Annotated in this window: 14 protein-coding genes; 9 read left to right on the top strand and 5 right to left on the bottom strand. The window is 73.0% G+C overall.

Features of this window, described 5'->3' with window-relative positions; genetic code table 11:
- Nucleotides 1-106: 106 nt before the first annotated feature.
- The 5 genes from OG702_RS34655 to meaB all read left to right on the top strand — a co-directional run bounded on the left by OG702_RS34655 (nucleotide 107) and on the right by meaB (nucleotide 6,863).
- Nucleotides 107-883: a DUF427 domain-containing protein gene (locus OG702_RS34655; RefSeq protein WP_327292932.1), complete on the top strand. Its 777-nt coding sequence runs from the start codon at nucleotides 107-109 to the stop codon at nucleotides 881-883.
- Between the two features lie 256 nt (nucleotides 884-1,139).
- A complete protein-coding gene (locus tag OG702_RS34650; RefSeq protein ID WP_327292931.1) occupies nucleotides 1,140-1,607 on the top strand; it encodes a molybdopterin-dependent oxidoreductase in 468 nt (155 codons plus the stop codon).
- A 201-nt stretch (nucleotides 1,608-1,808) separates the two neighbouring features.
- On the top strand, nucleotides 1,809-3,653 hold the full coding sequence (locus OG702_RS34645; RefSeq protein ID WP_327292930.1) for a methylmalonyl-CoA mutase family protein: 1,845 nt from the start codon (nucleotides 1,809-1,811) through the stop codon (nucleotides 3,651-3,653).
- Nucleotides 3,653-5,857, top strand: coding sequence for a methylmalonyl-CoA mutase (scpA, locus tag OG702_RS34640; protein WP_327293478.1), 2,205 nt, complete (start codon nucleotides 3,653-3,655; stop codon nucleotides 5,855-5,857). Before OG702_RS34645 ends, scpA begins: the two co-directional genes overlap by 1 nt.
- Before the next feature lie 7 nt (nucleotides 5,858-5,864).
- Nucleotides 5,865-6,863 carry a methylmalonyl Co-A mutase-associated GTPase MeaB gene (meaB, locus tag OG702_RS34635; RefSeq protein WP_327292929.1) on the top strand — a complete coding sequence of 333 codons (999 nt, stop codon included), beginning with the start codon at nucleotides 5,865-5,867 and terminating at the stop codon, nucleotides 6,861-6,863.
- A 54-nt stretch (nucleotides 6,864-6,917) separates the two neighbouring features.
- Here the strand turns inward: meaB and OG702_RS34630 are convergent, their stop codons facing one another.
- Nucleotides 6,918-7,835 (bottom strand): cobalamin-binding protein, encoded by a 918-nt coding sequence (locus OG702_RS34630; protein ID WP_327292928.1) that lies wholly within the window; start codon nucleotides 7,833-7,835, stop codon nucleotides 6,918-6,920.
- Between the two features lie 114 nt (nucleotides 7,836-7,949).
- Here OG702_RS34630 and OG702_RS34625 point away from each other — a divergent pair, with 114 nt between their 5' ends.
- From OG702_RS34625 to OG702_RS34615, 3 genes are read left to right on the top strand one after another with little or no spacing between them, the layout of a single operon-like run.
- Complete coding sequence (locus tag OG702_RS34625) at nucleotides 7,950-8,300, top strand: hypothetical protein (RefSeq protein WP_327292927.1); 351 nt, start codon at nucleotides 7,950-7,952, stop codon at nucleotides 8,298-8,300.
- Nucleotides 8,301-8,343: 43 nt separating this feature from the next.
- Nucleotides 8,344-9,123, top strand: coding sequence for an SDR family NAD(P)-dependent oxidoreductase (locus tag OG702_RS34620; RefSeq protein ID WP_327292926.1), 780 nt, complete (start codon nucleotides 8,344-8,346; stop codon nucleotides 9,121-9,123).
- A gap of 57 nt (nucleotides 9,124-9,180) precedes the next feature.
- Nucleotides 9,181-10,125 carry an aldo/keto reductase gene (locus OG702_RS34615; RefSeq protein WP_327292925.1) on the top strand — a complete coding sequence of 315 codons (945 nt, stop codon included), beginning with the start codon at nucleotides 9,181-9,183 and terminating at the stop codon, nucleotides 10,123-10,125.
- A gap of 24 nt (nucleotides 10,126-10,149) precedes the next feature.
- On the opposite strand, the gene thpR is transcribed toward OG702_RS34615, so the two are convergent.
- The 4 genes from thpR to OG702_RS34595 form a co-directional block, all read right to left on the bottom strand.
- Nucleotides 10,150-10,746 carry an RNA 2',3'-cyclic phosphodiesterase gene (thpR, locus tag OG702_RS34610; protein WP_327292924.1) on the bottom strand — a complete coding sequence of 199 codons (597 nt, stop codon included), beginning with the start codon at nucleotides 10,744-10,746 and terminating at the stop codon, nucleotides 10,150-10,152.
- 189 nt (nucleotides 10,747-10,935) lie between these two features.
- Nucleotides 10,936-11,634: an MBL fold metallo-hydrolase gene (locus OG702_RS34605; protein WP_327292922.1), complete on the bottom strand. Its 699-nt coding sequence runs from the start codon at nucleotides 11,632-11,634 to the stop codon at nucleotides 10,936-10,938.
- Nucleotides 11,635-11,776: 142 nt separating this feature from the next.
- Nucleotides 11,777-14,053, bottom strand: coding sequence for a SpoIIE family protein phosphatase (locus OG702_RS34600; protein WP_327292921.1), 2,277 nt, complete (start codon nucleotides 14,051-14,053; stop codon nucleotides 11,777-11,779).
- A gap of 174 nt (nucleotides 14,054-14,227) precedes the next feature.
- Nucleotides 14,228-14,923, bottom strand: a complete 696-nt coding sequence (locus tag OG702_RS34595) for an SDR family NAD(P)-dependent oxidoreductase (RefSeq protein WP_327292920.1) — start codon at nucleotides 14,921-14,923, stop codon at nucleotides 14,228-14,230.
- Between the two features lie 159 nt (nucleotides 14,924-15,082).
- On the opposite strand from OG702_RS34595, the gene OG702_RS34590 reads away from it, so the two are divergent.
- Nucleotides 15,083-16,003 (top strand): helix-turn-helix domain-containing protein, encoded by a 921-nt coding sequence (locus OG702_RS34590; protein ID WP_327292919.1) that lies wholly within the window; start codon nucleotides 15,083-15,085, stop codon nucleotides 16,001-16,003.
- Nucleotides 16,004-16,025 lie beyond the last annotated feature (22 nt).

Here is a 16,025-nt window from a genome sequence, read left to right as displayed (position 1 = left end):
TCACTAGTATTTGCGACGAAAAGGCGCCTCCCAGGGCCGGTAAGCCGATCCCCTGCGGCCGATTCCGGGGCGGCGCGCGGAAAGCGACAGGACCGAGGTCTCACCGATGGCGGACGAGAGCGTGCAGCACCCGAGCCTGATCGTCCCGATCGGGCACGTCGAGCCGGTGCCCCGGCGCCTCCGCGGCACGATCGGCGGCCGGGTCGTCTTCGACACCCGGCGCGCCCTGTACGTATGGGAGTGGCGGGCGTATCCCCAGTTCTGCATCCCGGTCGAGGACATGGTCGACGGTGTGCTGACCGACGACGGGCACAGCGAGAAGCGAAGCCCCGGGCCGGCCCGGCGGCACACCCTGCGGGTCGGGGCCGAGGTCCGGGAAGGCGCCGCCTGGGTCTGGGAGGAGGGCGCGCCGGAGCGCCTGCACGGCACCGTCCGCTTCGAGTGGGAGGCGCTGGACTCCTGGTTCGAGGAGGACGAGCCGGTCTACGTCCACCCCAGGAGCCCGTACACCCGGGTGGACGCGCTGCGCTCCTCCAGCAGCGTCCGGGTGGAACTGGACGGGACCGTGCTGGCGGACGCGCCGCACTGCGTCAAGCTGTTCGAGACCGGCCTGCCGACCCGCTACTACCTCGACCGCATGCACGTCGACCTGACCCGGCTGCGCCCCTCCGACACGGTGACCAGCTGCCCGTACAAGGGGACGACGAGCCACTACTGGTCCTTCGACAGCGACACCGGGACCCACGAGGGCATCGCCTGGGCGTACGACTTCCCCACCGTCCACGCCAACCGCATCGCCGGCATGGTCGCGTTCTACAACGAGCACGTCGACCTCCACGTCGACGGGAGGCTGCTGCCGCGGCCGTCGCTGCGACGGGGCTGAGCCCGCCTCCTCGGCCACCTGCTCCCGCCGGTCGCGGTGCTCCTCCCCACCACGCCGCGGCGCCGGGCCGCCGTGCTGCCGTCCCGTCGATGAGCTTCCCCCGGACCGGGCCGGCGGCGGTGCGAGGCGTACGCACTTGCGAGTCGCAGCCCGCCCCATGCCTCGCAGAGGCCGGACAATAGGCAGTTGCGTGCTTGCATCTGCGTTTGTGCAATTGGTGCGGATGGGTACCCGTCAGGTGGGGAGGTGGTAGCCAGTGACGCAGTCTCTTGCGGCCGGTCCGCTGGCCGAGGTCGCGCTGTCCGGCGACATCGCCCGCCCGGCCCGGCTCACCGTCGCCGGTCTGCGCCGGTGGCCGCAGCGGCGGGTGCGGGTCGGGTTCGAGTGCGCGACCAGCGGAGCGCAGCGCCATCGCTTCGAGGGCCCGCTGCTGTACGACGTCCTGTCGGACGCCGGTCCCGGCTTCGACCCGGCGCGCCGCAAGGACCGGCTGCGGTTCCTGATCGCCGTCACGGGTGCGGACGGGCATCACGCGCTGCTGACCTGGGCGGAGATCGATCCCGACTTCGCCCGCGCCCCGGTGCTGCTCGCGGTGCGTATTGACGGCACGCCGCTGGACCTGGCGGGCCCGCAACTGGTGCTGCCCCAGGACCGCTGCGGAGCACGGCACATCAGCGCCATCACCACCATCGCGGTCGACGGCGGATACGGACGGCGGAGGTAGCGGCGCACCAGCAGGTCAGCCGGTCCCCTACCGCGCCTCGACACCGGCGGTCACCAGCGCTGACGTCCGCGGATCCCGGGCCGGCGACGGCCGATCGCCGGCGACATTTCCGCTGAAATGAGGTGTTCCCGGGAGCCGTAGGGGTCGCCCCGCCGAGAGTAGGGGCAGACTTCCCGTCATGACCTCTCTAGCATTCACGACATGACGGTTCTGCCCGACGACAGGATCTCACCGGCCGCCGAGTTCCCGGGCGCCACGCGTGAACAGTGGCAGCAGCTGGTCGCGGGTGTGCTGCGCAAGTCGGGCAAGGAGGTGTCCGGGCCCGAGGCGGAGCAGGCGCTGTCGACGACGGTGGACGGCGGGCTCCTCGTCCGCCCGCTCTACACCGCCGAGGACGGCGCCCCCGATCTCGGACTGCCCGGCTTCCCGCCGTACGTGCGCGGCAGCAGGCTGCTCGGCGGCTGGGACGTGCGCCAGAGGCACCTTCTGCCGGACCCCGCACGGACCAACGAGGCGGTCCTCGCCGACCTGGAGGGCGGCGTCAGCTCCCTGTGGCTCGCGGTGGGCGGCGCCGGTCTGCCGGTGGCCGACCTCGGACGCGCCCTGGAGGGGGTCTACCTCGACCTGGTGCCGGTGGTGCTCGACGCCGGCCCCGACACCGGCGCCGCGGCCCGCGAGCTGCTGCGGCTGTACGGGGACCGGGGCGTGGAGCCCGGGCAGGCCCGCGGCAACCTCGGCGCGGACCCGCTGGCGTACGCGGCCAGGACCGGCACGGTCCCCTCCTACGACGACGCCGTCGCGCTGGCCGGCCTGGCCCGCGAGCAGTACCCGGGGCTGCGCGCCCTGACCGTGGACGCGCTGCCGTATCACCAGGCCGGGGCGTCGGCGGCCCAGGAGCTCGGCGCCTCGCTCGCCACCGGGGTCGCCTACCTGCGCGTCCTGACGTCCGCCGGTCTGGACGTCGAAGCGGCGCTGGGACAGCTGGAGTTCCGTTACGCCGCCACCGCCGACCAGTTCCTCACCATCGCCACGCTGCGGGCCGCCCGCCGCCTGTGGTCGCGGGTCGCCGAGGTCACCGGGGTCCCGTCGGCGGGCGGGCAGCGCCAGCACGCCGTCACCTCGACGGTGATGATGACGCGCCGCGACCCGTACGTGAACATGCTGCGCACCACCCTCGCAGGCCTGGCCGCCGGGGTGGGCGGCGCCGACGCGCTGACGGTGCTGCCCTTCGACGAGGCGCTGGGACTGCCGGACGCCTTCGCGCGCAGGATCGCCCGCAACACCTCCGCGATCCTGCTGGAGGAGTCGCACCTGGGGCGCGTCGCGGACCCGGCGGGCGGCTCCTGGTACGTGGAGCGGCTGACCGAGGAACTCGCCCGCGCCGGCTGGGCGTTCTTCCAGGAGCTGGAGGCGGCAGGCGGCCAGGAGAAGGCGCTCGGCTCGGGCCTGGTCGGCGAGCGGATCGCCGCCACCTGGCAGGCGCGCACGCGCGAGCTGGCCACCCGCCGCGAACCGGTCACCGGGGTCAGCGAGTTCCCGCAGCTCGCCGAGCGCCCGGTCCGCCGGGAGCCCGCTCCGGCCCGCGCCGCGGGCGGCGGCCTGCCGCAGGTGCGGCGCGACGAGGCGTACGAAGCGCTGCGGGCCCGGTCCGACGCCCACCTGGCCACCACCGGTGTCCGCCCGAAGGTCTTCCTCGCCGCGCTCGGACCTGCCTCGGCGCACACCGCACGCGTCTCCTTCGCCTCGAATCTCTTCCAGGCGGGCGGGGTCGAGCCGGTGCACGACCCGGTGACGGTGGATGCGGAGACCGTCGCCTCGGCCTTCGCCGCGAGCGGCGCCGACGTCGCCTGCCTGTGCTCGAGCGACGCGCTCTACGCGGAGCAGGCCGAGGCGGTGGTCGGAGCGCTGCGCTCGGCCGGGGCGAGCTGGGTCTGCCTGGCCGGACGGCCCGGCAGCCTGCCGGGCATCGACACGTTCGTGTTCCTGGGCTGCGACGCCGTCGCCGTCCTGTCCACCGTCCTCGACCGCGCGGGAGTGGCGGCGTGATGCAGATCCCGGACTTCTCCCGGATCCCCCTCGGTCCCGGCACCCCGGTGGAGGTGGCCGAGGACCAGTGGCGCTCCGCCGTGAAGGAGACCACCGGCAGCAGCGAGGCCGACCTGGTGTGGGAGACCCCGGAGGGCATCGGGGTCAAGCCGCTGTACACCGGGCGCGACCTGGAGGGCCTGGACTCGCTCGGCACCTACCCGGGCATCGCGCCCTTCGTGCGCGGTCCCTACCCGACGATGTACGTCAACCAGCCCTGGACGATCCGGCAGTACGCGGGATTCTCCACCGCCGAGGAGTCCAACGCCTTCTACCGGCGCAATCTGGCCGCGGGCCAGAAGGGCCTGTCGGTCGCCTTCGACCTGCCCACGCACCGCGGCTACGACAGCGACCACCCGCGGGTGACCGGTGACGTCGGCATGGCGGGCGTCGCCATCGACTCGATCTACGACATGCGCCAGCTCTTCGACGGCATCCCGCTGGACCGCATGACGGTGTCGATGACCATGAACGGCGCGGTGCTGCCGGTGCTCGCCCTCTACATCGTGGCCGCCGAGGAGCAGGGGGTGCCGCCGGAGAAGCTCGCGGGCACCATCCAGAACGACATCCTCAAGGAGTTCATGGTCCGCAACACCTACATCTACCCGCCGCGGCCCTCGATGCGGATCATCTCCGACATCTTCGCCTTCACCTCGCACAAGATGCCGCGCTACAACTCCATCTCCATCTCGGGCTACCACATCCAGGAGGCCGGGGCGACGGCAGACCTGGAGCTGGCGTACACCCTTGCCGACGGTGTGGAGTACCTGCGGGCCGGGCAGGGCGCGGGACTCGACGTGGACGCCTTCGCCCCCCGGCTGTCCTTCTTCTGGGGCATCGGGATGAACTTCTTCATGGAGGTCGCCAAGCTGCGGGCGGCCCGGCTGCTGTGGGCGAGGCTGGTACGGCAGTTCGACCCGAAGAACCCCAAGTCACTGTCGCTGCGCACCCATTCGCAGACCTCCGGCTGGTCGCTGACCGCGCAGGACGTCTTCAACAACGTCACCCGGACCTGCGTGGAGGCGATGGCGGCGACCCAGGGCCACACGCAGTCCCTGCACACCAACGCGCTCGACGAGGCGCTCGCCCTGCCCACCGACTTCTCGGCGCGCATCGCCCGCAACACCCAGCTGCTGCTCCAGCAGGAGTCGGGCACCTGCCGGGTGGTCGACCCGTGGGGCGGCAGCGCCTACGTCGAGCGGCTGACGCACGACCTGGCGCGGCGGGCCTGGCAGCACATCCAGGAGGTCGAGGCGGCCGGCGGCATGGCGCAGGCCATCGACGCGGGCATCCCGAAGCTGCGGGTGGAGGAGGCCGCCGCGCGCACCCAGGCGTGGATCGACTCGGGCCGGCAGCCGGTGATCGGCATCAACAAATACCAGGTGCAGACGGACGAGAAGATCGACGTGCTCAAGGTCGACAACTCCTCGGTGCGTACCCAGCAGATCGCGAAGCTGAGGCGGCTGCGCGACGAGCGGGACGAGAGCGCCTGCCAGGGGGCGTTGCGGGCGCTGACCGAGGCGGCCGGGCGCGAGCCCGGGACCGGTCTCGACGGCAATCTGCTCGCGCTCGCGGTGGACGCCGCGCGCGCGAAGGCCACGGTCGGCGAGATCTCCGACGCCGTGGAGCAGGTCTACGGACGGCACGCGGGCCAGATCCGTACCATCACGGGTGTGTACCGCAACGAGGCCGGCCGGTCGACGGCCGTGGACGGCACCCGCGCGCTGGTCGAACGGTTCGAGGAGGCGGAGGGGCGCCGGCCGCGCATCCTGGTGGCCAAGATGGGGCAGGACGGGCACGACCGCGGTCAGAAGGTGATCGCCACGGCGTTCGCCGACCTCGGATTCGACGTGGACGTCGGCCCGCTGTTCCAGACGCCCGCGGAGGTGGCCAGGCAGGCGGTCGAGGCCGACGTGCACATCGTCGGTGTCTCGTCGCTGGCCGCCGGGCATCTCACGCTGGTGCCCGCGCTGCGCGAGGAGCTGGCAGCGGAGGGCCGCGAGGACATCATGATCGTGGTGGGCGGTGTCATCCCGCCGCAGGACATTCCCGCGCTGCACGAAGCGGGCGCCGCGGCCGTCTTCCCGCCGGGCACCGTGATCCCGGACGCGGCGCACGACCTGGTGACCCGGCTCGGTGCGGCCCTCGGCCACGGGGAGCTGTAGCCGCGGCATGCCCAAGGATGTCGGCGACTACGTGAAGGGCGTGCTGGACGGCCGGCGGGCCCTGGTCGCGCGGGCGATCACCCTGGTGGAGTCCACCCGCGCCGACCACCGCGCTCAGGCACAGCAGGTGCTGACCGAGTTGCTGCCGCACAGCGGCGGGGCGCGGCGGATCGGCATCAGCGGGGTGCCCGGCGTGGGCAAGTCCACCTTCATCGACGCCTTCGGCACGATGCTCACCGGCCTCGGGCACCGCGTCGCGGTGCTGGCGGTGGACCCGTCGTCGAGCAGGACCGGCGGCTCCATCCTGGGCGACAAGACCCGGATGGAACGGCTCGCCGTGGACCCGGCGGCCTTCGTCCGCCCGTCGCCGAGCGCCGGCACGCTGGGCGGCGTGGCGAAGGCGACCCGGGAGTCCATGGTCGTCATGGAGGCCGCGGGCTACGACGTGGTGCTGGTGGAGACGGTGGGTGTCGGGCAGTCGGAGACCGCGGTGGCCAGGATGGTGGACTCCTTCCTGCTGCTCACCCTCGCCAGGACCGGCGACCAGCTCCAGGGGATCAAGAAGGGCGTGCTGGAGCTGGCCGACGTGATCGCGGTCAACAAGGCCGACGGCCCGCACGAGCGGGACGCGCGCGGGGCCGCCCGCGAACTGGCGGGGGCGCTGCGGCTGATGCACCCCGCCGACGCGTCCTGGACGCCGCCGGTGCTCAGTTGCAGCGCCCGCGAGTCCACCGGGCTGGACGCGGTATGGGAACGCCTGGAGCAGCACCGGGGAGTACTGGAGGCCGCGGGCCGGTTGGCGGCCAAGCGGCGCGACCAGCAGGTCGACTGGGCGTGGGCGATGGTCCGTGACGAGGTGCTTGGCCGGCTGCACGGCCATCCGGCCGTCCGCGCGCTCGCGCCGGCCCTCGAGGAACAGGTACGTACCGGGACCATGACGGCGGCGGTGGCCGCGGAGAGCCTGCTGAACGCCTTCGACGGCGGCGGGACACCGCCACCGCGGTGAGGCGGGCCCGGGCCGCCGTACCGGGTCACCGCAGCCCGGTGCGCGCGGCCCGCGTCACAGCAGCCGGTGCGCCTCCGTATCGGAGACCGGCGCGCCTGCGGTGATCCCGTGCAGGACGTGCGCCAGGACCTCGGCGCCCCGCACCACCCGTGGTCCCGGCCTGTTGAAGTAGGCCGGGCCGTCCAGCACCCACACCTGCCCGGCCCGGACGGCCGGCAGGTCGTCCCAGGCCGGATGGTCCGCCAGCAGGCCGGCCTCCTTCAGAGTGCGCTCGGGCGGGAAGCCGCACGGCATCAGCACGATCACCTCCGGCGCGGCCTCGATCAGCGACGCCCAGTCCATGGAGCCGGTGTGCTCACCCGGCTCGGCCAGCAGGGGCTCGCCGCCGGCGCAGCGGATCTGCTCGGGCACCCAGTGCCCGGCCGGCCACAGCGGGTCGAGCCACTCGATCGCGGCCACCCGCGGCCGCGGCCGGCCCGACACCTGGGCCCGCACGGCGGCGAGGCGCCTGTGCAGTTCGGCCACCCGGTGGACCGCGACCTGCGGCACGCCCAGCACGTCGCCGACCTGCTCCACGCAGGCCAGCACGTCGGCCAGCGTCCGCGGTTCCAGGCTGAGCACCCGGGGCCCGTCGCCGTCGAGCACCCGTACCGAGTCGGCCGCCGCCCCGTAGGAGACGGCACAGACCTGGCACAGGTCCTGCGTCAGCACCACGTCGGGCGCCAACTCGCCGAGCAGGCCGGCGTCCAGGGTGTAGAGGGAGGACCCCTGGTGGGCCGCGCCGCCCACCGCCTGCGAGATCTCGCGGCTGCTCAGCGCGTCCGGGTCGAACTCCGCGGCCGTCACCACCGGCACCCGCGCGACCACCTCGGGCGGCCAGTCGCACTCGTGGGTACGTCCGACGAGGCGGTCGCCGAGGCCGAGTTCGGCGACGATGTCGGTCGCCGCGGGAAGCAGGGAGACGATACGCATGCCCGAACGTTAGACCGCCCGTGTCCCCCTCCGCAGCGGTGAGGCGGCATCCCGCCGGCCGCCCTCGCGATACTCTGCAGGCGAACGCGAGTTCGTCGCAGAGGGGGGCCCGCAATGAACCGGCTATGGGGACTTCGCGGCACGGAGGGCCTGTACGTCACCGCCGTGGGCTGCCTGGCGGTGCTCGGCGGCGTCCGTGGCACGGGCCTGCCCTACGGCGTGGCGATCCTCCTGACCCTGCCCTGCGCCATCCTGGCGGTCGTGGGCATCTACGGCGGCTACGCGTTGCTCAAGGCGGTGGGCGGCCTGTGGATGCCGGTCACGCGCGGCGACGGCAGTGACGCGGCCTGGCTCAGCGCCGGGAGCGCCACGCTGAACGCCGTCCTGCTGGTCGCCGCGGCGCTCGCCAACGTCTTCCTGATCGAACTCTTCCGCCGGCGCCGTCGCCGTCTCGCTCAGGGGTGAGATCGCCGCGGCCGCCCCTGGCGGCGCTGTCTAGGCTGCGGGGATGACCTCGCAGCGTTATCTCTCCGACCTGTTCTCGCTGGACGGCCGCGTCGCCGTGGTGACCGGCGGCAGTTCCGGCATCGGCCGAGCCGTCGCGGAAGCTCTCGCGCGGGCGGGGGCGAGCGTGGTGATCGTGGCACGCAGGAAGCCGGAACTGGTCGCGGCGGTGGACGAGTTGACGGCGGCCGGCGGCCGGGCGGCCTGGGTGAGCGCGGATCTGGGCACCCGCGCCGGGGTGCGCGCGGCCGCCGAGCAGGCGGCCGGGGTCTTCGGGGAGCCCGACATCCTCGTCAACAGCGCCGGAATCAACCTGCGGCCGCCGATGGACGAGCTGGACGACGACGTGTGGGACGCCACCATGGCGGTGAATCTGGAGGCGCCCTTCCTGCTGGGTCAGCGGTTCGGGCCCGGCATGGCCGAGCGGGGCTTCGGCCGGATCATCCACATCACCTCCCAGCAGGCGCACCGCGCGTTCGTCCAGAGCGGCGCCTACGGGGTCTCCAAGGGCGCGCTGGAGTCGCTGGCCCGCTCGCAGGCCGAGGCGTGGTCACCGCACGGTGTCACCTGCAACACGCTGGTGCCCGGCTTCGTCATGACCCCGCTCAACGCCAGGCTGTGCGCCGACCCGGAGAGGGTGGCGGCGCTGGCCGCCCGCACGCTGACCGGACGCAACGGCCTGGCAGCGGACTTCGCCGGCGCCGCGGTCTTCCTGGCCGGCCCGTCGTCCGGCTACGTCACCGGGCAGGCGATCTTCGTCGACGGCGGGCTGTCCGTCCACTGAGCGCGCCACGGGACGGTCGGCGGAATACATGATCCACCCCCGGCGCTGAGGGAGTTCATGACATCCCTGCGCACACTCGGCTCCTCCGACCTCAAGGTCTTCCCGCTCGCCCTCGGCGGCAACGTCTTCGGCTGGACCGCCGACGAGGCCGCCTCCTTCGCCGTCCTGGACGCCTACGCGGCGGCCGGCGGGAACTTCGTGGACACCGCGGACTCCTACTCCGCCTGGATAGACGGCAACGCGGGCGGCGAGTCGGAGACCATCATCGGCAAGTGGGCCAAGGCCCGCGGCAACCGGTCCGACATCGTCATCGCGACCAAGGTCAGTCAGCACCCGGACTTCCCCGGCCTGTCCGCGGCCAACATCAAGGCCGCCGCCGACGCCTCCCTGCGCCGTCTGGACACCGACTACATCGACCTGTACTTCACCCACTTCGACAAGACCGAGGTGCCGGTCGAGGAGATCGTCGGCGCCCTCGACGAGCTGGTGAAGGCCGGCAAGGTCAGGCACATCGCGGCGTCCAACATCACCCCCGAGCGGCTCCAGGCGTCGCTGGACTTCTCCGACCGCGAGGGCCTGGCCCGTTACGTGGCGCTCCAGCCGCACTACAACCTGGTCTCCCGGGACACCTACGAGGGCCCGCTGCAGGACCTGGCCGCGCGCGAGGGCCTCGCGGCCGTCCCGTACTTCGCGCTCGCGTCCGGATTCCTCACCGGAAAGTACCGTCCCGGCGCGACAGTCGACAGCGCCCGCGCCGGGTCGGCCGCCAAGCACGCCGGCTCCGAGCGCGGCCGGCGGGTCCTGAGCGCGCTGGACGAGATCGCCGCCGCCCACGAGGTGCAGGTCGCCACGGTCGCCCTCGCCTGGCTCGCCGCCCGGCCCACCGTCACCGCGCCCATAGCCTCCGCCCGGATCGCCGACCAGCTCCCGGCGCTGCTGGGGGTCGCGGACCTGACCTTGACGCAGCAGGAGCTCGACCAGCTCACGCAGGCCTCCGCCTGACCACGTGCCGGGGCCGGAGCGGGGTCACGCCCCGCTCCCGGCCCCGAGGCCGAAGGGCCACGCCTCGATGTCCTGGTAGCGGATCGGTCCACGGCTGCGGCCGAAGTCGCTGCCGACCAGGTGGAGCCGCCCGGCGAGCCAGCGGCGGCCGCTGAAGTCGGCGATCCCCTCGGCCAGCTCGCCCACCGAGGCCGCATCCCCCCGGCGGGCCCGGGCGAGCGTCAGATGGGGGCGCAGCGGCCGGTCCTCGAAGGCGACACCGCAGCTGCTGACCACGGCCCGTACGTCGGCGGCGAGCAGGTGCAGCTCGTCGAGGTCCCCGTCGACCCCGCTCCACAGCACCCGGTCGTCGAAGCTTCCGCTGCCGCGCAACGCCAGCCGCGGTGCCCGCCGGTCGGCGGCGAGGGCGGATAGCGGCGGGCACAGCGCCGGGACCACCTCGGCCGGCAGCTCCCCGAGGAAGGCCAGGGTGATGTGCCAGTCCTCGACGCGGTTCCACCGCACGTGCGGATGGCTGTCATAGGCGGGGCGCAGGGCGCGGGCCAGTTCCTCTTTCGCGTCGTCGGGCGGCGCGAGCGCCAGGAACACCCGAAGGGTCGCGGGCCGGGTCTCTTCGTTCACACCGCACTTCGTACCGCACCGGGCGGGCATGTGCGGCCCGCGGGGGTCAGGCCAGGGCGCCCTTCGCCGAGTTCCACAGCACTCCGCGGTTCACGCGGTCGGGGTAGCGGGCGAGCATCGTCTCGTACAGCTCGCCGAAGTCCTTCGCCTCGTCCGCCGCGGCGGAGAAGTCCAGGATGTAGCGGCGCGTCAGCTCGATGTCCTCGGGCTGTCGGGGTCCCCGTCCCGCTTGTGGCCCGACACCAGATACGTCGGGTCCAGCCCGGCGACGGTGTCCAGGGCCTTGAGCCAGCTGTCGCGCCCGGCGCCCCTGGACTCGGCGAGGTACATGTGGACCTGCCCGTAGACGGCGTCGCCGGCCACCACCAGGCCGAGCGAGGGGACGTGCAGGGCGCTGGTGCCGTCGGTGTCGGTGTGGCCGAGCTCGATCGCCCTGAGCTGCTCGCCTTCGACGTCGATGGTGCCGTCCGCAAGTGCCTCCGCGACGATGTGCCGGTCGGAGATCTGAGCGGGGAAACGCGGCTCCCAGAAGGCGTCGAACCACTTGGGGCCCCACTGGGCGCCCATGAACTCGGCCACGCCCTCGGCCGCCACGAACTTGGCCTGCGGGAAGCGGTCGAGGACCGCGGGCGCGCCGAAGAAGTGGTCCCCGTGCGCGTGGGTGACGAAGACGGTGGTCACGTTCTTGCCCTGCGCGACGACCCAGTCGGCCAGCAGGCGGGACTCGTCGACGGTCATCAGGGGGTCCACCAGGACCGCGTCCCGCTCGCCGTAGATGAGGGTGGACGCGGTCGGCGACCACATCCGCTGGTCCTCGCCGGGTGGCAGGTCGTCCGAGACGGCCGGCTTGGACGGGGCGACGTAGACGGAGTAGGCGAGTCCTGTCATGGGCGAACTCCCGCGGTCGGAGTCGAAGGGGGCGGCTCACGGACGCGAGTGCCCCGTACTCAGCAAAACGCCTCTTCGAGGCCGCTGCCACCGCAGCGGAACGGCCCCGGCCGTCGTGCGCCGACGCCGAGGGGGCGCCGGGTCACCGCTCCGCGACGGGCTGCTGGGCCCAGACCGTCTTGCCCTCCATGTTGTACCGCGTGCCCCAGTTGTCGGCGACGCTGGAGACGATGAAAAGACCGCGGCCGGTCTCCTCTATGGTGCGGACGTGCTTGACATGCGGGGAGCTCGAGGCGGTGTCGCTGACCTCGCAGGTGAGCAGGCGGTCCATGATGAGCCGCAGCCGTATCGGGGCGGCGCCGTAGCGGACGGCGTTGCTGACGAGTTCGCTGGCGATGAGCTCGGTGGTGTAGGCGGTCTCCTCGTCGATGCGCCAGGCCTCCAGCTGCCGCCGGACTTCGGCACGCGCCATGGGGGCCGCCTCGGGGTCGACAGGCAGCGAACGCGTGAGGATCTGCTTCTGCGGCAGCGCCTCCGGGCGCGCCAGCAGCACGAGCTTCTCCTTGTCCTCCGGGTTCAGGAGCGCGTAGGCGATCTTGTCGCACAGGTCGCCGAGCGGCCGCGAGGCGCTCTCCCCCAGCAGCTCGGCCACCGACGTCGACTTCACGTCGATCTCCTCGTTGGCGATCGCCAGGGTGCTCCCGGCCGGCAGTCTGACGGTGGTGGCAGGAAACGGGGCGCTGCCCGGCGGGGCCAGCGGCGGACTCCCCGAGACGGGCAGGCTGACCGCGGTGCCGTCGGGGTGGACCGCGAGGGGCTTCGGAAGCCCGGCGCGGACGATCGTGCACTCCTGCTCGACGGAGTCGTACACCGCGATCAGGCAGCCCGCGCTCAGCGGCTCGCTGTGCAGGGGGTCCCCCGCCGGCAGTGCGGCGCGCTCCTCCGCGAGACGGGCCGCGGTGTCGCTCAGCCGCGCCATCAGCTCGTCCGGCTCCAGATCCAGCGCCGCCAGCGCGTGCAGGGCGGTCCGCAACTGCCCCATGGTGGTGGCGGTGGCCATGCCCCGCCCGGAGACGTCGCCGACGATCAGGGCGGTGCGCGCCCCCTCCAGCTCGATCACGTCGAACCAGGCGCCCCCGCCGCCGAGCCCGGGGATGTGCAGGCGGGCGATGTCCACCGTGGACGGCGAGGCGGGCCGCTGGGGAAGCAGCCGGCGCTTCAGCGTCCTGGCGATGGTCCGCTCCTGGGTGTAACGGCGGGCGTTCTCGATGCACAGCGCGGCATGGGCGCAGACATCGGACGTCAGGTCGATGTCCTCCTCCTCGAAGAGCTCCTCCCCGTCGGCCCGGTAGAAGCTCACCAGACCCAGCGCCTGGCCCCGCACGGCAAGCGGGGCGACGATCAGCGAGTGGACCTCGGAGTCGCTGATGGCCTGGGCGCGCGCCTGGTCGGCCGCCAGCCAGACGCTGTCCGCGTCGACCGGGACGAGCCGCGGACGCAGGTCGGCCAGCACCCGGGAGAAGGGAGTCGCGTACGGCAGCCTTCCCACCTCCCCCACCGGGTGCGCCGACACCTTGCCGATGAAAGCGGCCCGCCGCACGGGTATGTCCCGGGCGACCGGGACCAGCGGCGGCTCCTCGCCCCGCACGACGTCCTCGATGACCTCGACCACCACGATGCCGCAGAAGGCGGGCACCACCGCGTGCGCCAGCTCCTCGCAGACCGCTGTGACGTCCAGTCGCTCCCCCACCTGTTTGCGTACCTGTTCCAGAATCTTCAGCCGCTGGAACGCCCGATCGCGGTCCGTGACGTCCAGGGTGGACGCGACCAGACCCAGGATCTCGCCGTCGTCGTCCTCCAGCCGCGCGTAGGAGACGGCGTAGACCCGGTGCTTGCCGTTGCCGCCGCCGGTGGCGGAACGGACGATCCGGTCGGGCTCCGCCTCGCCGGTCGCCAGCACCCGGCGGGCCGCCGCCTCCTCCTTCTCGGGTTCGGCGAACCGATAGGCCTCGGTGAACACCCGGCCCAGCGGCGATCCGGAGTCGGAGTCCCACAACCTGCAGGTCTCGGTGTTGGCGCGGACGATGCGCAGCTGGTCGTCGAGCACGTGCAGACCCATCGGCGAGTGGGTGAACATGACCCGCAGGATCGCCAGGTCGGACGCCGAGATGGTGTTCGGACGGGCGGCGCGTACCTCCCACACCACAGAGGACCCGGACAGCACGGGCTTGACCAGCGCATGGTCCACGACGCCGCATCCGCGCTGCTGCTCCTCGCCCACCGCTTCGCGCACCAGTGGGCCCACCGGCCGGCCGACGATGTCCTCCGCCGGGCGCCGGAACATCGCGCAGACCGACGGAGCGCACTCCAGTACCAACCCGGTGTCATCGATCCGCATGAGCAGGTCACTGTTCGCCATTGCTGCACCTCGCTCCTCTCCCCCGGGTATGAGCAGCAGGGCCGCCCAGCCACAGGGACGGACGCCGAACGGCACAACGAACCCACCTACCCATGGTGCAATCGGCGGGTGCCGCACCGCCAACGCTCAGCGAGCCCTCCGCCCCGGCCGCACGCCTTCGGGCGGCCGGGGCGGTTACCAGGGCAGGGGTGCGCCGCGGTCGGCGAACGTGCCGGTCGGGCCGTCGGGGCCGATCGTGGCGTACCGGACGATGGCTTCGGCGCCCTCCTCCGGGCTCTGGATGCCCTGCCCGGTCATGCCGTGCAGGTCGGTGGCGCTGAAACCGGGCTCCACCGCGTTGACGCGCAGCTGCGGCAGGCCCTTGGCGTACTGCGCGGTGAGCATGTTCACCGCCGCCTTCGAGGCGGAGTACACCGGGGTGACGTGGTGGGACTCCGGCCGCCCGCTGTCGGTGACCACGCCGAAGGAGCCCAGCGAGCTGCTGACGTTCACGATGACCGGCGCGTGCGACTCCTGGAGCAGCGGAAGGAAGGCGTACGTCACCGCCATGAGGCCGACGACGTTGACGTCGAGGACGGCCCGCAGGTGGGTGGCGGCCGCGGCGCCGATCACGCCCTCGAAGACGCCGGCGTTGTTGACCAGCACGTCGAGCCGTCCTTCGCGGCGCCGCAGCTCCTCGGCCGCCGCGGTCACGGACGCGTCCTCGGTGACGTCGAGCACCAGCAGTCCGGCGCCGAGTTCCGCGGCGGTCACCCGGCCGCGTTCGGCGTCACGGGACCCGATGTAGACGGTGTGGCCGAGCTTGATCAGGCGGCGGGCGGTCTCCCTGCCGAGGCCCTTGTTACCGCCGGTGACGAGCATGATGGTCATGAGCATGATCCTTACATGGCGAGCGCGACGTGCCCGGGGGCGCGGCGCTGGGGGTGATGCCCACCGTGTGCGGCCGCCGCGGGAGGTGGCAGTACCCCCTCGTTCCTGGGGCCGGCAGGGACACCCACCGCCGGCCGGAACGGAACCACGGTGGGAGGCATGGACGGCACGAACGCGCTCGGCGACTTCCTCAGGGCCCGCCGCGAGCTGGTGGGGCCGCAGGAGGTGGGCATTCGCGGCGGCGGCGGACTACGACGGGTGCCTGGCCTGCGCCGGGAGGAGGTCGCGACGCTGGCCGGCATCAGCCCCGACTACTACCTGCGGCTGGAGCAGGGCCGCGACCGCAACCCCTCGGCCCAGGTCCTCGACGCGCTGGCCGAGGTGTTCCGGCTGGACGCCGACGCGACGGCCTATCTGCACCGGCTGGCGCAGCCCGCTCCGCGGCGGCGCCGGGCACCCCGGCAGGAACGGGTGCCGGTCAGCATCCGCCGGCTCATCGACGGCTGGACGGCCAACCCCGCCTACGTGCAGAACAAGTTCTCCGACCTGCTCGCGGTCAACGCCCTGGCGGCGGCACTGTCGCCGAACTACGCCCCAGGGGTGAACCTGCTGCGGGCGGCCTTCCTCGATCCCGCGGAGCGCGAGCTGCGACGGGACTGGGAGGAGGCCACCAGCGAGGGCGTGGCGAGCCTGCGGGCCCATGCGGGGCCCGACGTGGACGATCCGCGGCTGGTGGAACTGGTCGGGGAGTTGTCGGTGCGCAGCGAGCGGTTCCGGCGCCTGTGGGGCCGCCACGACGTACGCCCCAGGGTGGGCCGGGTGAGCAGGCTGACCCACCCGCAGGTCGGGGAGCTCGACCTGCGGGCGGACAAGCTCACCGTCGGCGGCACCGGCGAGCTGGTCCTGGTGGTCTTCCAGGCCGAGCCCGGAAGCCGCAGCGCCGAACTGCTCGCCCTGCTCGGCAGCCTGAGCGCTTCCGGTCGCGCCGCTGACCCGCCGCTCGGTGGGCGCGAGGACCGGGGGCCCGCGGGATCCGGCCCGTCGCGCGGCGGCGGGCAGAACGCCTCCGGCAGGAGCTGACGCGGGCGGCCCCTCGCCGGGG

It is taken from the genome of Streptomyces sp. NBC_01198 (assembly GCF_036010485.1).
Lineage (GTDB): Bacteria > Actinomycetota > Actinomycetes > Streptomycetales > Streptomycetaceae > Actinacidiphila.
This window is presented reverse-complemented; position numbering and strand designations above follow the sequence as displayed.